We start from the raw sequence: 17,339 nt of genomic DNA, 5'->3' as shown, positions 1-17,339 counted from the left end.
GCTAATTCGAAGTCAAAAAATTTACAGATTTTTGTAGTCCAAATTTCCATTCATGAAACTTTGCATCGCAGAAAAACCAAGTGTAGCACGAGATATCGCCAAAGTCCTGGGCGCTACAACGGCTCGGGATGGTTATTTGGAAGGGAATGGCTATTGTGTAACTTGGACCTTTGGGCATTTGTGCACGCTGAAAGAACCTCATGATTATGATCCGAGTTTAAAGTACTGGGATTTAAATACTTTACCGATTATTCCACAGCGATTTGGCATCAAATTACTGACCAACAAAGGCGTTGAAAAACAATTCAAAACCATTGAAAAATTGGTTCAAGATTGTGAAGAAGTGATCAATTGTGGTGATGCCGGACAGGAAGGAGAAGTCATCCAAGGTTGGGTTTTACAAAAAGCAGGTTGTGACAAACCGACCAAAAGGCTTTGGATTTCGTCTTTGACGGAAGAAGCGATCAAGGAAGGTTTTGAAAATCTGAAACCTGCTGAAGAATACCTGAATCTTTATCTCGCCGGCAACGCAAGAGCTGTTGGGGATTGGCTTCTAGGCATCAATGCAACGAGATTATTTACCAAAAAATTTGGTGGTGGAAAAGCGGTTTTGTCGATTGGAAGAGTTCAAACGCCGACTTTGGCGATGATTGTTCAGCGACAAAAAGAAATCGATGCATTCCAAACGGAAGATTATTGGGAATTGAAAACCAAATACCGAGAAGTTGTGTTCAATGCGGATATAGATCGGTTGAATTCCCAAGAAAGAGCGGAAAAAGGTTTGGATTATTTGAAACAACACCTTTTTGAAATCCTTTCATTTGAAATCAAAGAAGGAAAAGAAAAAAATCCGCGGTTGTTTGATTTGACGGCTTTGCAAGTTGAGGCAAATAAAAAATTTGGTTTTTCAGCTGAAAATACGTTGAAATATGTCCAAAGTTTATACGAGAAAAAACATGTGACTTATCCGCGGGTAGACACGACTTATTTGTCGGAAAGTTTGCATCCGAAAGTTCCCGGAATTCTTCAGAAAATGCATTTTTACACCCATTTAATTGCGCCTCTTCTGGAAAAACCGATTCAGAAATCCAAAGCGGTTTTTGACGATAAAAAGGTGACCGATCACCATGCGATCATCCCAACCGACATTCCGCCGAGCGCTAGTTTGGTGAGAGAAGAAAAATTAATTTATGATCTGATTGCGCGTCGGTTTATTGCGGTTTTTTATCCGGAGTGTAAAATTTCCAATACGCTCGTTGAAGGTAAAGTAGGCGAAATTCCTTTCAAAGCAACCGGAAAACAAATCTTAGAATTGGGCTGGCGCGAAGTTTATGTTAAAGACAAAAAGGACGAATCTGAGGAAGAAAAAAACGAAGAACAATCCATTCCCGAATTTAAAGTTGGCGAAACCGGACCACATGAACCATTTGTCCATCAAGGAAGAACTTCCCCTCCTAAACACTTTACAGAAGCGACTTTACTCCGTGCGATGGAGACTGCCGGAAAGCAAGTAGAAGATGAGGAATTGCGGGAAATGATGAAAAACAATGGGATCGGAAGACCTTCCACCCGAGCGAACATCATCGAAACTTTGTTTCGAAGAAAATACATTGAAAAAAAACGCAAAAACCTAGTTGCGACTTCAACCGGAATGGAACTCATCGATACGATCGAAGATGAATTGTTAAAAAGTCCGGAATTGACGGGCGAATGGGAATCAAAACTCCGAAAGATAGAAAGTGGTGAATATGAAGCAAATCAATTCAAACAAGAATTGATCAAAATGGTTTGGGAATTGACACAAAAAGTAAAAACAGGAAGAGGCAAAACCATAGAACTGCACGAAGTAAAACCTGAAGTCAAAAAAGAAAAAGCATCACGCAAAAAATCGAAAATCATTTGGGAAGAAATGGATTGTCCGAAATGCAAATCCGCTAAATTGGTCAAAGGGAAAACGGCTGTTGGTTGTACGAATTTTAAGAAATGTGGGTTTAAAATTCCATTTGAAATTTTTGGTAAAAAGCTGACTGAGAAACAAATACAAGATTTGATACAAAAAGGAAAAACTTCAAAGTTGAAAGGATTTAAATCGCATCCGGAAAATAAGTCGGAAGGAAGTTTGAGTTTGGGTGAGAGTTTTGAAGTTGAGTTGAATTGAAATAAAAAAACGCCCCCAAATGGAGGCGTTTTTCGAGTATAACAACTGAAATCGAAGATTCGACAAAGTCAAATTATTCAGCAGAATTATTGTTTTGAGCCGGCTTTTCGGCTTTTTCCGGCTTTGGTAACAAAGCTTTGATGGAAAGTTTCATTTTCTTTTTATCATCATAACCTAAGAATTTCACTTTCACTTTATCGTTCAAGTTCAATACTTCTTCAACCGTATTCAAACGTCTGTGCTCGATTTCGGAAATATGAACCAATCCTTCTACGCCTTTTGAAATCTCAACAAAAGCTCCAAATGGTTTGATGGATTTTACAACGGCATTGTAGGTCTCACCTACTTCCGGTACAAATGCAATTTGTTTGATGCGAGCGATGGCTGCATCGATTTTCGCTTGATCTACACCTGCAATTTCTACGCGTCCTGAAGTTTCGGTTTCTTCGATTGCAATAACCGTTTCGGTTTCTTTTTGTAACTCTTGAATTACTTTTCCACCTGGTCCGATTACCGCACCGATGAATTCTTTAGGGATTTCAACTACGATCAATTTCGGTGCATTTGGTTTCAATTGCTCACGAGATTCGGTGATTGTTTTCATCATTTCGCCTAAAATATGAATACGACCTTCACGTGCTTGTTCCAACGCTTGTTTCATGATGTCCATGGTCAAACCTTGAATTTTGATGTCCATCTGACAAGCTGTGATTCCGTCTTTGGTTCCGGTAACTTTAAAGTCCATATCTCCCAAATGATCTTCGTCTCCTAAGATGTCTGAAAGAACGGTAAATTTCCCTGATTTCTGATCGGTTATCAATCCCATTGCGATTCCGGAAACCGGTTTTTTAATTGGCACACCACCGTCCATCAACGCCAAAGTTCCGGCACAAACCGTCGCCATGGAAGAGGATCCGTTGGATTCCAAAATATCTGAAACGATACGGACTGTATAAGGATATTCCTCTGGCAAGGTCCAAGTCAATGCTCTTTGTGCCAAATTTCCATGACCAACCTCACGACGAGAAGTTCCTCTTAATGGACGCGCTTCACCGGTTGAAAATGGTGGGAAATTATAATGTAAGAAGAATTTTTCATCGTATTGTGAAATCACGCTGTCTACCATATTGGCATCTTTGGAAGAACCAAGCGTCAAAGCAGTCAATGACTGGGTTTCTCCTCGTGTAAATACTGCAGAACCATGTGTTCCTGGCAGATAGTCCACTTCACACCAAATCGGTCTGATTTCTTTCGGGTTACGACCATCTAGACGAACTTGTTCGTTCAAAATCATCTGACGCATCGCTTCTTTTTCCACATCGTGGTAATATACTTTTACAAATGGCGTAACGCGGGCCAATTCTTCTTCATCACCTTCATATTGTGCTAAAAATTCATCCAAAACGGCTTTGAATTTCTCTCCTCTTTCTTCTTTTGCAGAAGGAGATTTGGCAACGTCATATACTTTTTGGTAACATTCTGCCCATACTTTTTCACGGATTATTTCATCGTGATCTTCATGGCTATATTCTCTTTTCGGCGCAGATTTCCCGACTTTCTCGGCCAATCTTTCTTGCGCTTCTATTTGTTTTTTGATTTCTTCGTGTGCAAAACTGATCGCTTCGAGCATTTCCTCTTCCGTGATCTCTTTCATTTCACCTTCTACCATCACGATAGAAGATTTCGTAGCACCGACCACGATATCCAATTCGACTTCTGCCAATTGTTTGTAGTTGGGATTGATGGACAATTCTCCATTGATACGCACGACACGTACTTCAGACATCGGTCCGTTAAACGGAATGTCAGTAATGGCGATTGCCGCAGAAGCAGCAAGTCCGGCTAAATCGTCCGGAATAGACTGTCCGTCATAAGAAATAAGTGAAATCATCACTTGAACTTCCGCATGAAAATCCTCCGGAAACAAAGGTCTCAAAACGCGGTCTACCAAACGCATGGTCAAAATTTCTTGGTCAGAAGGTCTTGCTTCTCTACGGAAAAAATTCCCCGGAATCTTTCCTCCTGCATAAAATTTCTCTCTATAATCTACTGTCAAAGGTAAAAAGTCAACACCAGGGTTGGCTTCTTTGTTGGCAACTACGGTGGCAAGAAGCATCGTACCGCCCATTTTTACAACAACGGAACCGTCAGCTTGTTTGGCTAACTTTCCCGTTTCAATCGTGATTTCCCGGCCATCTGCCAGTGTAATCGTTTCTGTGATTGCTTGTGGAATCATCGTCTAATGTTTTTAATTCGTCTGTGTGAAGCCGTTTGCTTCACGGTTATTTATAGTCTTTCTATAATTTTCATTTCAGGTTTCAAGTTCAAGGTTTCAAGTTTGAAATTGAAACTTCTAAAAAACAAAAAAGGCAATCTTGCAATTGCCCTTTTTTCTGTTGTTGTTTTGAATTATTTACGAAGACCAAGCTCGGCGATGATCGCACGATATCTTTCGATGTCTTTGTTTTTCAAATAATCCAATAAACTTTTTCTTTTACCTACGAGCGCAACCAATGCTTTTTCCGTAGCAAAATCTTTACGATTTCTTTTCAAATGCTCCGTCAAATGGTTGATTCTGAAGGTAAATAAGGCAACTTGGCCTTCGGCAGAACCGGTATCTGTTGTAGATTTACCGTGTTTTGCAAAAATTTCTTGTTTTTTTTCTGTTGTCAAATACATTCCAATATTGTTTTAAATGATTATTATGTATGCGGCTGCAAATGTACAATTATTTCGCAAAGTAGAAAAACTTTGTGGTGTTTTGAATTATTTCGGTTTCGATTGGGTAATTTTGCTAAATGAATTTATTTAGGCGAATCCTATTTATTAGTATTATTCTAGTACTGATTAATTGTAAAAAAAATAAGTCCGATTGGATTATTGGTAAATGGCAAATTTATGACTGTGAAATTAATCCATTTTCACATGGTTCTATGTGTACCGACACATTAAGAATAAATTCTGTATTTGAATTTAAATCAAATGAAAAATTAAAAATTTATCCATATAAAAATGGTCTTTCTGATTGTTTAAATGAACAAGCATACAAACTTAAATCGGATTCGATAATTGAATTTTTAGATTACGATTACTATTATAGTTATAATATACATAAAATTAGTGATGACTCTATTTATTTTATAAGTCACAATACTCCTAATCCTGTCGTAATGAATATTGAATATGACCCTAATCAACATGATGAATTTGTGGATAATTTTAATAAAATACTTGAAAACGGATACAAAATTTATTTAAAAAGAATAAAATGAAAAAGAATCCTGCGATGATCGGTTTATTGGTGACCATCGGAATTATTATCCTTTCCTTTGGTATTTACAAATTCTTTTTGGAAAAAAAAGACAGTTATCTGATCACCAATCCTTCTGACGAAATATTAAAAGTCCAATTGGATGAAAAGACGTATTCTATCGCACCCAAACAAACTACGGAAATCCAAATGGACGGCGGAAAACATAGTTTAAAGTTCAATTACAATGGAAAAAGCGTCGATACCATCATTAACGTAACCCGTTTCAATGCGATTATCAATCCAACTCGCGCAGATTATTATGTATTTCTACGGCCTTATGGCGCCGGAAGAAACCGAGATTCCTTGTTTACTTCCCAAACGATCACCATCGATGAAAAAATTTATCATGGAAACATCAAACATTTCAACGAAATTTACATCCAAGATTTCTATTATAATCTGGATCAGAATTACCCTAAAATCTTTTTGAAAAAAGGCGTTCCGACCGATTTATCCAAAATATTTTCCAAAGACGATTTCAAACAATTTTATTTTGAGAATTATGAGTAATGTTGGATGATGGATGATGGATGACTAACAACAGATAGTGAATTCACGTAAATTATCATCTACATAAATCAGTCAAATGGAGAAAATAATCAAAAAAATTACTTCCTACATCCCACACCCAACTTCGCACAAAATATTTAACTTTGCAAACTTATGAGTAATGTAAAACCCTATTCGGATTCAGATTTAACCAAAAAGCAACAAGTCGAACAGATGTTTGACAATATTTCAGGAAAATATGACTTGTTGAACCGCATTTTATCGATGGGAATTGACGTAAGTTGGCGCAAAAAAGTGGTAAAATCGGTCAAAAAAGAAAACCCAAAAACCATTTTGGATATCGCCACCGGAACGGGAGATTTGGCGATTGCGATGGCAAAAGCAACCGATGCCAAAATCACCGGATTTGATCTTTCTGCTGGTATGTTGGAAGTCGGTCGTAAAAAAGTGAAAGAGCAAAATCTGGAAAACCGCATCGAAATGATCCAAGGAGACGCAGAGAAAATGCCATTTGCAGACAATTCCTTTGATGTAATTACGGTTGCATTTGGCGTTCGGAATTTTGAGAATTTAAAAAAGGGATTGGACGACATTTACAGGGTTTTAAAACCGGGCGGAAAATTCATCATCTTAGAATTCTCACAGCCGGAAGCCGTTCCCATGAAACAATTGTACACATTTTATTCGCGATATGTCCTGCCAAAAATCGGTAAAAAAATATCCAAAGACCAAAGCGCATACACCTATCTACCTGACTCTGTAAAAGCATTTCCATATGGAGATGAAATGAAGAAAATTTTAAAAAATTCAAATTTTGTAGAACCTTACGATAAAAAACTTACTTTTGGAATCGCAAGCATTTACGAGAGCTTAAAATAAAACACAGAAATTTTCGTTAAGGAAAGGGTAAGAATTCAGCAGTTTTGAAAAATCCATTTTCAACCGCAAATCAAACTGACCTAAATGAAAAAACTAGAACAGAACAGATGAGAAATTTTTTGGCAATACTCCTTTTTTCATTGATGGTCAATTCATTTGGCCAATTTCGTCCCAACAACGATAAAACTTGGCATCGCGAGGATTTTGATGAAAAACCTTTTAGCTGGGGATACTTTTTGGGAACCAATTTGATGTCCTTCAAAGTAACGCCGGGCGACAATGGTCTGAACCAACAAGGGATGATTTATTTGCGACAAGAAAATAAAATGGGATTTTCTGTCGGTTTAATGGGAAAAATGAAATTGCATGAATATTTGGATCTAAAATTAGAACCAGGTGTTCATTTTGCTGAAAGAAATTTATATTTCGGTAACATTTCCTCTGAAGTCGATAGCGTTCGTGAAGTAAAATCTACCTACATCGACATTCCTTTGCTTTTGAAAGTCCATGGTGATCGTTGGGTCAACACAAGACCTTATCTACAAGCTGGTGTCGGATACATGGTCAATCTTCAATCCAATGAAAAGAAAGAGGAAGACAACCAAGATGCCATGTTCCGGATGAAAACCCATAACGTCAACTGGCAAGCAGAGTTAGGTGTTGAAATCTATTTCAAAAAGTTCAAATTAACGCCGGCTTTAAAAGGAATTTTCCTATTCAACAACGAATTGGTTCAGGACAATCCCGACACACCTCCACAATGGGCAGGATCGCTTAAATCGCTTTCTACAAGAGGCGTTTTCTTCTCCTTAAAATTCGAATAAATCATTCTATACATACAAATTAGGAAGTCGATTTTTAAATCGGCTTTTTTTATATTTCAAATTTTCTTTTAAAAAATTTCGTTTTTTTCAAGAATTAATTACATTTGCCTAACAATCATCAGGAAATGAACAATTTATTTAACACATTTTTTTATTACTTCTTTTGGACAAGCGTTCAGAAGCGGGTAATCTATGTGATGAAATAAATCAAAACCATAAACGAAATCACAGTCCCGCTCAAAAGGCGGGACTTTTTTTATACTTAAAACGCATGAAAATAGCCATTCAAGGAACTTTAGGATCTTACCACCATCAAGCTGCAATTGAATTTTTCACCAATCAAAACTTGGACTTAAACAAATTGGACAGCTTCTCAAAAGTAGCCAAATCGATTCATACAGAAGAGTCAGAATTCGGGATTATGGCCATAGAAAACTCCATCGCTGGAACGCTATTGCCCAATTACCGCTTGATCACCCGATACAATTTGAAAATCGTAGGTGAAGTATATTTGCCCATTCACCATCAATTCATGGTGCATCCAGAAGCTGATTGGGAAAGCATTACAGAAGTTCATTCGCATCCCATGGCGCTTTTACAGTGTGACAAATTTTTAGAGAAAAACAGCCATTTCAAAATATTTGAATCCTCTGACACCGCTTCTACTGCTAAATTGATTGCTGATAAAAATTTAAAAAACATCGGCGCAATCGCCTCCAAACTTTCAGCTGAAATATATGGATTAAAAATCCTACAACCCGATATCCAAAATATTTACAAGAATTCCACCCGATTCTTTGTGTTGAAAAAAAATGCTTCAGCACCCGATTCCTTTTCAAAAGTCTCACTCAAATTTTCCACTTCTCATGAAAAAGGAGCTTTGGTCAATGTTTTAAATGAAATTTCCAATTTGGACATCAACATGAAAAAAATTCAATCCGTACCTATCGTGGACGAACCTTGGCAATACGCTTTTCATGTCGATTTAGAATTGGATTTTGATCGAAAATTGGAATTATTACTTGAAAGAATTCGACCCAAAACCACATCCCTTGAAATTTTAGGATGCTATCAAAATGCTGTCGACCCAATCGTGGATGTTAAAGCCTACCCCACCAGCCTTGAAACCATTAATTAATTGAATAAAATCGTAAATTTGTAAACTCATGAGTCAGAAATTAAACTGGATAAAAGAATTCGACAAACCACTTGCCATCGCTGGTCCTTGTAGTGCCGAAAGCGAAAAGCAGATGATGGAAATCGCAGAACAATTGAACAAAGATTATGTTCAAGTTTTCCGCGCCGGGATCTGGAAACCACGCACCAAACCCAATTGTTTTGAAGGCGTAGGAGCCATCGGACTAAATTGGTTAAAAAAAGTCAAAGACGAATTCGGATTTAAAATCGCAACTGAAGTTGCCAATGCCAGTCATGTGAAATTGGCACTGGAATATGATGTTGATTATCTATGGATCGGGGCGCGTTCTACGGTAAATCCATTTACCGTTCAGGAAATTGCAGAAGCCTTACGAGATACCAAAAAAGTAGTTTTGGTTAAAAATCCGGTCAATCCCGATTTGGAACTCTGGATGGGAGCCATCGAACGGCTTCAACAACAAAATATCCAAAACCTCGGCGCCATCCATCGTGGGTTTTCAACTTATAAAAAAACAAAATACCGTAACAACCCACAATGGCAAATCGCTCTCGACTTTATGAATAAAATGCCGGAAATCCCTATGGTTTGTGATCCATCTCATATTTGCGGAAACAGAGAAGGGATTTTTGATGTTTCTCAACAGGCCTATAATTTTGAATACGATGGTTTGATGATCGAATCCCATCATCAACCTGACGAAGCTTGGAGCGATGCCAAACAACAAATCACACCAGATAGATTATTGGAAATTCTTCGAAAAATAGAATTGCGCAAAAGCGATGACGAAGATGCCTTCTACCATTCCAAAATCAATCACCTTAGAAATGAAATCGATGAAACCGATCAGGGAATTCTAGAAACCATTGCGCAGCGCATGAAAATTGCATCCCAAATCGGTGAATTAAAAAAAGAGCATAACGTAGCGGTTTTTCAACCGGATAGATGGAAACAAATTAAAGACAATTCAGTCCAACAAGGAGAAAAACTTGGATTATCAGAAGAATTCATCGACAAATTGGTACGTGCCATCCATCAAGAATCCATTTCACATCAAAATCAAATCATGAACAAAGAAAATTCGAATTAATTTCCATGAACGGACGCGTGATCAAATCAACGGGAAGTTGGTACATTTTACAAACCGAATCGGGCGAAATAGTGAAAGCACGGATCAGGGGAAAGTTCAGGTTGGACAACATCCGACATACCAATCCGGTTGCTGTCGGTGATTTTGTCGACTTTGAGACCGACAAAGACTGTTTGGGAATCATTACCAAAATCCATGAGCGGAAAAATTACATCATTCGTCGTTCCGTGAATTTATCTAAAAAATCACACATCATCGCATCCAACATCGACAAAGCATTTTTGGTAGTCACAATTGACAATCCAAAAACCTCTTTTGGCTTCATCGACAGATTTTTGGTTACAGCAGAAGCTTACCATATTCCTGTTGTTTTGTTGATCAACAAAATGGATGCTTATGATGAAGATTTAAAAGAAGAAGTGAAATATTATCGGTATTTATATGAAGCGATCGGTTATAAAACGATGGAGATTTCCTCTAAAACGGGTTTAGGTTTGGACGAATTACAATCAGAACTCAAGGACATCACCAGCTTGATTGCCGGTCATTCCGGTGTTGGGAAATCCACATTGATGAATGTTTTGAATCCGGAATTGAATTTAAAAACTTCCGTCGTTTCTGATTTTAACCAAAAAGGCCAACATACAACCACTTTTGCCGAAATGTATGAATGGCCGTTTGGCGGATACTGCATCGACACGCCGGGCATCAAAGAATTTGGTTTGGTGGAAATGGAAAAAGAAGAAATCCAGCAGTATTTTCCGGAAATATTTGAACGAAAGGGCGAATGCAAATTTGACAATTGTTTGCATCTGAACGAACCCAAATGCGCAATCATCGAAGCTGTTGAAAATGGAGAAATCGCACCGAGCCGATATGATAATTACCTCGGCTTTCTAGAAGAAATTGAAGAAGAAGAATATTAAAATAACCACCAAATAGTAATTCGTAAACCAAATGAGAGTTGTCATCCAAAGAGTGAAACACGCAAATGTGACGGTTGATAAAAAAATCGTCGGAGAAATAGGCGTTGGGTTGTTGGTTTTAGTTGGATTTGAACAAGCTGATGCTGAGGATGATTTTGAATGGATGGCTAACAAATTGATCCAGCTTAGGATTTTCCACGATGAAGATGGCGTAATGAATGTTTCGGTTCAGGACATCAACGGCCAAATTTTGGTGGTGAGTCAATTTACACTTCATGCATTGACCAAAAAAGGAAATCGGCCATCATACATCCTTTCTTCTCCACCTGATTTGGCCAAAAATCAGTATGAAAATTTTGTTAAAATTTTGCAAAATAAATATATTAGTCCAATTCAAACAGGTGAATTTGGTGCCGACATGAAAGTTGAATTGATCAACGACGGCCCGGTTACCATCTGTATGGACTCAAAAAATAAAGCATAACACTTAGAATCAAACTTTTACAACGTGAACCGTTTCCTCCTACTAATTTTCATTTGCGTTTTTCCAATTCTCAATGCCCAAAACTTTTCAGCGCAAAACATTTCAGATGAATTAAAAAAAGACGCTTATGCAGTCATCCGAAATGAATCAATTCATATCCGATTTGAATCCATCCATAAAATCGTTTATTCAAAAGAATTGGTCATAACCGTATTTAACAAAGCCGGAGACGCCTTTGCGACTGCCTATCAAATGTATGAACCGAGTCTGAAGATTCATTCGCTTGAAGCAGTTTATTACAATGCCAATGGAAAAGAAATCAAAAAGTTCAAAACCAAAGATTTCTCTGATCAGTCTTATATTTCCAATGGACAAATGTACACAGACACAAGGGTCAAATACCTGAACTACACTCCGGTAACTTATCCATACACGCTGCATTTTAAATCCAATTACACCAATTCTGACACTTATTTGGAAACATGGATGCCGATTAAACATCCAAATCTTGCCATCGAAAAATCTTCTTTTACACTAGAGAACAACGCCAATGTGAAAGTGCTCTCAAAAGAATTGAATTTGGAAGCATTTAAAATCCCTACTCAAAACAACGAACAGTCAATCATCACCTATGAAATCAATAATGAAATAGCGTTTCAGGAAGAAGAATTGATGCCGAGCTTAAAATATCTTTTTCCTTATGTCGCATTTTCAACTTCCGAATTTGTAATCGACGGTGTGAAAGGCAGTTTCACCAATTGGAATGAATTGGGCATTTGGTACAATACTTTGCTAAAAGGAACAAATGATTTAAAACCTGCTCAAAAAGCATTTTTTCAAGATTTGGTGAAAGACGCAACCTCTGACAAAGAAAAAGTGCAGATTGTGTATAAATTTCTACAAAATAAAACGAGGTACATCGGCGTACAACTCGGGATAGGAGGACTCAAACCCTATCCGGCTTCTTATGTAGAGAACAAAAGTTATGGCGACTGCAAAGCGCTGACCAATTATTTACAATCCATGCTGGAAGCCGTCGGAATTCCATCCTATTACACCGTTATAGAATCTGGACCAAGAGAGGATTTCTTTACAGATTTCGCAAGTCTCGAACAAGGAAACCACGTCATCCTCTACGTTCCGCTGGAAGAAGAAGAAATTTGGTTGGAAGCAACGAGCCAAACTACTGCTTTTAATTATTTGGGGAAATTTACGGATAATAGAATGGCGTTGATCATCACACCAGACGGTGCCGAAATCAAAAAAACCCAAGCCTTTCCTACCGAACAAAACTTAGAATTGATAAAAGGTGTGGGGATTATTTCAGCTGATGGGAAATTGAAAACAGATATACAATATGAAGTTTCCGGTTTGCAATACGACAATATTTACCGACTTCATTTTGAAACGGAAAAAGAACAAAAGAAAATTCTGCAAAATATTTGGAATAACCTTCCAAATTTGACCATCAACCAACATAAGATAGAAAATGATTGGGAAAATGCAAGATTTAAAATGAAGGTCAATTTGGAATCGGGACAATTTGCTAAAAACTACGGCAACAGCATGACTTTAAATATTTTACCAATCGGTGGAATGGCGACCAATCTCAAAAAAATGAATGACCGCCAACATCCTTTTGAGATCAGATTTGGGTATACAGACCAAAGTGAATTTGAATTTCAACTTCCTTCCGGATACAAAATGAGCGAAAAATTTCAACCCATTTTATTTGCGGACGAATTTGGCACCTATCTCTTATCGGCCGAAGAAAAAGAAAACGGAAAACTATCTGTCAATCGGAAATTGATCATCAAAGACGGAACTTATCCAAAAGAAAAATTCAATGATTACGTAGAATTTCGAAGAAAAATATCGTCATTTGATAATGCGAAAATTTTAATAGAAAAAATATAAAACCCAATACCACAAATGAAAACTACATTTATTTTTCTCCTCTCCATTTTTACCATTCATGGCTTTTCCCAAGATTTTAAATATGGGAAAGTAAGTGTCGAAGAATTAAAAAAAGAAAAAAGCATGATCGACGCTGATGCGGCAGGAGAAATTCTGTATGAAAAAGCTGAGATAAGGCTTGAGCTTTCCACAACTGAAAATCGATTTTACATCACAGAAGAAGTGGAAGGTCGTATAAAAGTTTACGATAAAGACAATTTGAGCAGCCGATTTTTAAATAAAAAAGTTCGGGTATATTCTCCTAATTCTACTCGTGAAAAAATCACCAGTTTCAAAGGTTCAACTTATAATCTCGAAAACGGAAAAGCTGTAGAAACCAAAGTAAAAGGATCAGATATATTCAAAGAAAAGGAAAACAAATACTACGAATCAGAAAAATTTGCATTTCCAAATGTCCAAAATGGATCTGTCCTCGAATACAAATACACCGTGGTTTCTCCTTTTTATCAAGAAATCGACAGATGGTATTTCCAACAAGAAATTCCGATTGAATATAGTGAATTCACTTTCATCAGACCGGAGTTCTTTGTGTACAGTCCAGATGAAAGAGGAGGTTTACGAGGAAAAGTAAACCAAACTCGAAAGGCTGCTATGGGGATGAATTTCCATAATACGATTACGGAATATGTATTTCAAAATGTAAAACCACTTAGAAAAGAACCTTTTGTTTTCAATTTAAATAATTTAAAATCCTCCATCAGGTTTGAATTGATGAAATTTGAACACCCGGGATTCCTCACAGAGAATTATTCGACCACTTGGGTAGCAATTGGGAAAGATTTGATGAATCACAGTGAATTTGGTGGACAATTAAAAGGCAATGGTTTTCTAGATGAAACCGTAGAAAACATCACTTCCGGATTGACTTCTCCAAAAGAAAAAATGCAAGCGATTTTCAATTTTGTAAAATCCAATTATTCATGGAACAATTATTCGGGATTGGGCAGTGACACCGGAGTAAAAAGTACTTTTAAAGACAAAACCGGAAATGTAGCCGATCTAAATCTCATGCTCGTCTCCATGTTACAAAAAGCTGGACTAAACGCCAATCCTGTCGTCTTAAGTACCGTTCAGAATTTAATGGTCAACTATACCTTCCCTTCAGTTACCAGTTTGGATTTCGTAATTGCCGCTGTTGAAATCAACAATGGATTGTATCTGATGGATGCAACTGAAAAGTACAGCGATATCAATATGTTACCATTACGCGACCTCAATCATCGTGGCTTCCGAATCATGGACAACGGAACAGTTCAGGAAATTCAATTGACCAATTATGCACTAAGTACAGAAAAAGAAGTAATCAATGTTTCTTTGTCTGAAGATGGAAAAGTTTCGGGCGTATTTACTGAAACGAAAGACAAGTATTTTGCGATGACCGATAAAATGAGTCAAGTAGAAGACCCGAAAGGATTTGATAAAAATTATTTGGAACAATTTAATTTCGATGTTGAGCAATACAAAATTGATGAAAATGCTGAGAAAGGCCTTTTACGCTATTCTTTCAAATTCACAGACATTCCTGTTGGAGAATCCATCTCCAACAAACTGATCCTCAACCCTATGCTTTTCACCCAATTAAAAGAAAGTTCATTTACCCAAGACAACAGGAATTATCCTTTGGAGTTTGGTTCTTTAATTTCTAAATCGAAAATCATCAAAATCAAAATTCCAGAAGGTTATAAAGTAGAATCCTTACCTTCAGAAAAACAATTTGTAGTGGATGGAAATGTAGCCGGATATGTGTATAAAATCGAAGAAAAAGACGGACATATCATTTTAAATTCCGTTTATGAAATTGCGCACAGTGTTTTACCTGCCAATTATTATGGACTGATGAAAGATTTTGAAAGCAAACAAATCAATGCCGAAAGTCAGGAAATCGTATTGGTCAAAATATAATAAAATGAGTATAAAAGCAGCACAAAAAGAAGTAGATGATTGGATCCAAAACCATGGCGTTCGTTATTTTAACGAATTGACCAATATGGCCCAACTTACCGAAGAAGTAGGTGAAGTTGCCAGGATAATCGCACGCCGATATGGTGAACAATCAGAAAAAGAGTCCGATAAACAGAAAGATTTGGGAGAAGAACTCGCCGATGTGCTTTTTGTCGTTTTGTGTTTGGCCAACCAAACAGGCGTAGATTTGGAGACTGCTTTTCAAAAAAAATTGGAAATCAAAACCAAACGCGACCACGATCGTCATCAGAACAATGATAAATTGAAGTCATAAAAATTGGGTAGTTTAGTATTAAATAACAATAAAAAGGATATTTCAGGAGAAATATCGATCAGCGGTTCCAAAAGCGAAAACAATCGTTTGTTGATTTTAAATGCGCTATTTGGAAACCCAATTCAACTGAAAAACCTATCCAATTCAGAAGATTCGGAATTGTTGCAAAAAGCCTTAAAATCAACTTCCGAGACCATCGACATTCATCATGCCGGAACAGCGATGCGTTTTTTGACGGCTTTTTATTCTATTCAAGAAGGAAAAGAAGTTTTGTTAACCGGTTCTGAAAGGATGAAAGAACGTCCTATCGGTGTTTTGGTGGAAGCTTTGCGGTCTTTAGGAGCTGACATTTATTTTGTAGAAAAGGAAGGATTTCCACCGTTGAAAATAGTTGGGAAAAAACTTGAAAAAGATTTTGTCGAATTAAATGCAAACGTCAGCAGCCAATTCATCACGGCGCTCATGCTCATCGCGCCTAAGTTGTCCAATGGTTTAAAAATCAAATTGAACGGAAAAATCACTTCTCTTCCCTATTTGGAAATGACGATTCAGATGATGAATCAAGTTGGTTTGAAAGCGGAAAGGATAGAAAATGAGATTCAAATTTACCCTGTTGAAAACATCAAAAATCAGGAATTTACGGTAGAGTCAGATTGGAGTTCTGTTTCTTATTTTTATTCGATTGCTGCACTTTCAAATTCGGCAGATTTAAAAATCAATTCTTTTAAAACGGAAAGTTTACAAGGCGATGCGAAATTGATAGAAATATACCGGAATCATTTCGGTGTAGCAACCGATTTTAGTCAAAATCAAATTCGACTTAAAAAAATCGAAAAATTCAATCCCGAGCATTTCGAAATAAATTTAAACGATACGCCGGACATCGCCCAAACCATTGCTGTAACCTGTGCCGGACTGAAAGTTAAATGCAAATTGACAGGATTGGAAACTTTAAAAGTAAAAGAAACTGACCGTTTGGTTGCTTTACAAAATGAATTGTTCAAAATAGGTGCGGTTACGGAAATAACGGAAAATTCGTTAGAAATCATTTACTTTATTCCTCCGGAAAAACTCCCCAAAATCAAAACTTACAATGACCATCGGATGGCGATGAGTTTTGCGGCTTTTGCGATGGTACAAAATTTAGAAATTGAAAATCCGGAAGTTGTGGTAAAATCTTACCCTGATTTTTGGAAAGACATTGAAAAAATCGGAATTACTTCTATAGCTAAATAAAAAAACCTTAGGATTTCGCCTAAGGTTTATTTCTAATATGATGCTTATCAGAATGTCACTTTTCCGGTATCACCTCCTTTTTTGGCGGTAAAGCTTTTACGCACACCATTTACATCAAAAGTAACCAAGTTTTGTTGATCTGAAAAACTATTGATCAGCATGGAATTTCTAATCTCTATCTCATTGATATTGTTTACATTATCCGCTTTTAAATACAAACGAGTTGATTTATCGTTGGTTTGAGAGCCTACATAAGTTAAAGCAACAGGGCTTCCGTTCACTTTCACGACCAAATTTGAATTGGTATAGGATTTTGCTTTACTGTCAAAACTGGCTTTGTTGCTAACACTTGCTCCTACTGCTGTTTCCAAATCAGCGGTAAAAAATTTTGCAGTAAGTTTCAACGAATTGTTCTCATACTCTACTTTTGTTGTTGAAGCATGAAAGTCCTGCATGAAAGCAGTTGAAATTAAAGCAGTAGCAAACAATACCAGTATGAACTTTAAATTTTTCATAATATATAATTTACGTATCCAAACGTTTTACAAAG

16 protein-coding genes are annotated in these 17,339 nt (G+C 37.0%); 13 read left to right on the top strand and 3 right to left on the bottom strand.

Annotation, left to right across the window (positions count from 1 at the left end; all coding sequences use genetic code 11):
* Positions 1-52 precede the first annotated feature (52 nt).
* Positions 53-2,158 carry a type IA DNA topoisomerase gene (locus HU137_RS06520; RefSeq protein ID WP_182042980.1) on the top strand — a complete coding sequence of 702 codons (2,106 nt, stop codon included), beginning with the start codon at positions 53-55 and terminating at the stop codon, positions 2,156-2,158.
* A 73-nt stretch (positions 2,159-2,231) separates the two neighbouring features.
* On the opposite strand, the gene HU137_RS06515 is transcribed toward HU137_RS06520, so the two are convergent.
* Both HU137_RS06515 and rpsO read right to left on the bottom strand, forming a co-directional pair.
* Positions 2,232-4,394, bottom strand: coding sequence for a polyribonucleotide nucleotidyltransferase (locus HU137_RS06515; protein ID WP_182042979.1), 2,163 nt, complete (start codon positions 4,392-4,394; stop codon positions 2,232-2,234).
* A gap of 173 nt (positions 4,395-4,567) precedes the next feature.
* Positions 4,568-4,837 carry a 30S ribosomal protein S15 gene (rpsO, locus tag HU137_RS06510; protein ID WP_182042978.1) on the bottom strand — a complete coding sequence of 90 codons (270 nt, stop codon included), beginning with the start codon at positions 4,835-4,837 and terminating at the stop codon, positions 4,568-4,570.
* A gap of 119 nt (positions 4,838-4,956) precedes the next feature.
* Between rpsO and HU137_RS06505 the strand changes: the two genes are divergently transcribed.
* From HU137_RS06505 to HU137_RS06450, 12 genes are all read left to right on the top strand, one after another.
* Complete coding sequence (locus tag HU137_RS06505; protein ID WP_182042977.1) at positions 4,957-5,430, top strand: hypothetical protein; 474 nt, start codon at positions 4,957-4,959, stop codon at positions 5,428-5,430.
* Positions 5,427-5,981: a hypothetical protein gene (locus tag HU137_RS06500; protein WP_182042976.1), complete on the top strand. Its 555-nt coding sequence runs from the start codon at positions 5,427-5,429 to the stop codon at positions 5,979-5,981. The genes HU137_RS06505 and HU137_RS06500 overlap by 4 nt, the downstream gene beginning before the upstream one ends.
* Positions 5,982-6,134: 153 nt before the next feature.
* The gene (gene ubiE, locus HU137_RS06495; protein WP_182042975.1) at positions 6,135-6,860 is read left to right on the top strand and encodes a bifunctional demethylmenaquinone methyltransferase/2-methoxy-6-polyprenyl-1,4-benzoquinol methylase UbiE; all 726 of its coding nucleotides are present in this window, start codon (positions 6,135-6,137) and stop codon (positions 6,858-6,860) included.
* A 107-nt stretch (positions 6,861-6,967) separates the two neighbouring features.
* A complete protein-coding gene (gene porT, locus HU137_RS06490) occupies positions 6,968-7,684 on the top strand; it encodes a type IX secretion/gliding motility protein PorT/SprT (protein WP_182042974.1) in 717 nt (238 codons plus the stop codon).
* Positions 7,685-7,955: 271 nt separating this feature from the next.
* Complete coding sequence (locus HU137_RS06485; RefSeq protein WP_182042973.1) at positions 7,956-8,822, top strand: prephenate dehydratase; 867 nt, start codon at positions 7,956-7,958, stop codon at positions 8,820-8,822.
* Positions 8,823-8,850: 28 nt separating this feature from the next.
* The gene (locus HU137_RS06480) at positions 8,851-9,930 is read left to right on the top strand and encodes a bifunctional 3-deoxy-7-phosphoheptulonate synthase/chorismate mutase type II (RefSeq protein WP_182042972.1); all 1,080 of its coding nucleotides are present in this window, start codon (positions 8,851-8,853) and stop codon (positions 9,928-9,930) included.
* A gap of 5 nt (positions 9,931-9,935) precedes the next feature.
* Positions 9,936-10,856 carry a ribosome small subunit-dependent GTPase A gene (rsgA, locus tag HU137_RS06475; RefSeq protein WP_182042971.1) on the top strand — a complete coding sequence of 307 codons (921 nt, stop codon included), beginning with the start codon at positions 9,936-9,938 and terminating at the stop codon, positions 10,854-10,856.
* A 31-nt stretch (positions 10,857-10,887) separates the two neighbouring features.
* Complete coding sequence (gene dtd / locus HU137_RS06470) at positions 10,888-11,340, top strand: D-aminoacyl-tRNA deacylase (RefSeq protein WP_182042970.1); 453 nt, start codon at positions 10,888-10,890, stop codon at positions 11,338-11,340.
* Between the two features lie 24 nt (positions 11,341-11,364).
* Positions 11,365-13,257, top strand: a complete 1,893-nt coding sequence (locus tag HU137_RS06465) for a DUF3857 domain-containing protein (protein ID WP_182042969.1) — start codon at positions 11,365-11,367, stop codon at positions 13,255-13,257.
* A 15-nt stretch (positions 13,258-13,272) separates the two neighbouring features.
* Positions 13,273-15,219 (top strand): DUF3857 domain-containing protein, encoded by a 1,947-nt coding sequence (locus HU137_RS06460; protein WP_182042968.1) that lies wholly within the window; start codon positions 13,273-13,275, stop codon positions 15,217-15,219.
* A gap of 4 nt (positions 15,220-15,223) precedes the next feature.
* Positions 15,224-15,553 carry a nucleotide pyrophosphohydrolase gene (locus HU137_RS06455; protein ID WP_182042967.1) on the top strand — a complete coding sequence of 110 codons (330 nt, stop codon included), beginning with the start codon at positions 15,224-15,226 and terminating at the stop codon, positions 15,551-15,553.
* A gap of 3 nt (positions 15,554-15,556) precedes the next feature.
* Positions 15,557-16,789, top strand: coding sequence for a 3-phosphoshikimate 1-carboxyvinyltransferase (locus HU137_RS06450; RefSeq protein WP_182042966.1), 1,233 nt, complete (start codon positions 15,557-15,559; stop codon positions 16,787-16,789).
* A 47-nt stretch (positions 16,790-16,836) separates the two neighbouring features.
* On the opposite strand, the gene HU137_RS06445 is transcribed toward HU137_RS06450, so the two are convergent.
* Complete coding sequence (locus HU137_RS06445; RefSeq protein WP_182042965.1) at positions 16,837-17,304, bottom strand: DUF6702 family protein; 468 nt, start codon at positions 17,302-17,304, stop codon at positions 16,837-16,839.
* Positions 17,305-17,339 lie beyond the last annotated feature (35 nt).

The sequence above is a fragment of the Moheibacter lacus genome (assembly GCF_014042165.1).
Taxonomy (GTDB): domain Bacteria; phylum Bacteroidota; class Bacteroidia; order Flavobacteriales; family Weeksellaceae; genus Moheibacter; species Moheibacter lacus.
This window is presented reverse-complemented; position numbering and strand designations above follow the sequence as displayed.

Coding starts and splice junctions, on each gene's coding strand:
- HU137_RS06520 (WP_182042980.1), top strand. CDS start 53: ATGAAACTTTGCATCGCAGAAAAACCAAGTGTAGCACGAGATATCGCC.
- HU137_RS06515 (WP_182042979.1), bottom strand. CDS start 4,394: ATGATTCCACAAGCAATCACAGAAACGATTACACTGGCAGATGGCCGG.
- rpsO (WP_182042978.1), bottom strand. CDS start 4,837: ATGTATTTGACAACAGAAAAAAAACAAGAAATTTTTGCAAAACACGGT.
- HU137_RS06505 (WP_182042977.1), top strand. CDS start 4,957: ATGAATTTATTTAGGCGAATCCTATTTATTAGTATTATTCTAGTACTG.
- HU137_RS06500 (WP_182042976.1), top strand. CDS start 5,427: ATGAAAAAGAATCCTGCGATGATCGGTTTATTGGTGACCATCGGAATT.
- ubiE (WP_182042975.1), top strand. CDS start 6,135: ATGAGTAATGTAAAACCCTATTCGGATTCAGATTTAACCAAAAAGCAA.
- porT (WP_182042974.1), top strand. CDS start 6,968: ATGAGAAATTTTTTGGCAATACTCCTTTTTTCATTGATGGTCAATTCA.
- HU137_RS06485 (WP_182042973.1), top strand. CDS start 7,956: ATGAAAATAGCCATTCAAGGAACTTTAGGATCTTACCACCATCAAGCT.
- HU137_RS06480 (WP_182042972.1), top strand. CDS start 8,851: ATGAGTCAGAAATTAAACTGGATAAAAGAATTCGACAAACCACTTGCC.
- rsgA (WP_182042971.1), top strand. CDS start 9,936: ATGAACGGACGCGTGATCAAATCAACGGGAAGTTGGTACATTTTACAA.
- dtd (WP_182042970.1), top strand. CDS start 10,888: ATGAGAGTTGTCATCCAAAGAGTGAAACACGCAAATGTGACGGTTGAT.
- HU137_RS06460 (WP_182042968.1), top strand. CDS start 13,273: ATGAAAACTACATTTATTTTTCTCCTCTCCATTTTTACCATTCATGGC.
- HU137_RS06455 (WP_182042967.1), top strand. CDS start 15,224: ATGAGTATAAAAGCAGCACAAAAAGAAGTAGATGATTGGATCCAAAAC.
- HU137_RS06445 (WP_182042965.1), bottom strand. CDS start 17,304: ATGAAAAATTTAAAGTTCATACTGGTATTGTTTGCTACTGCTTTAATT.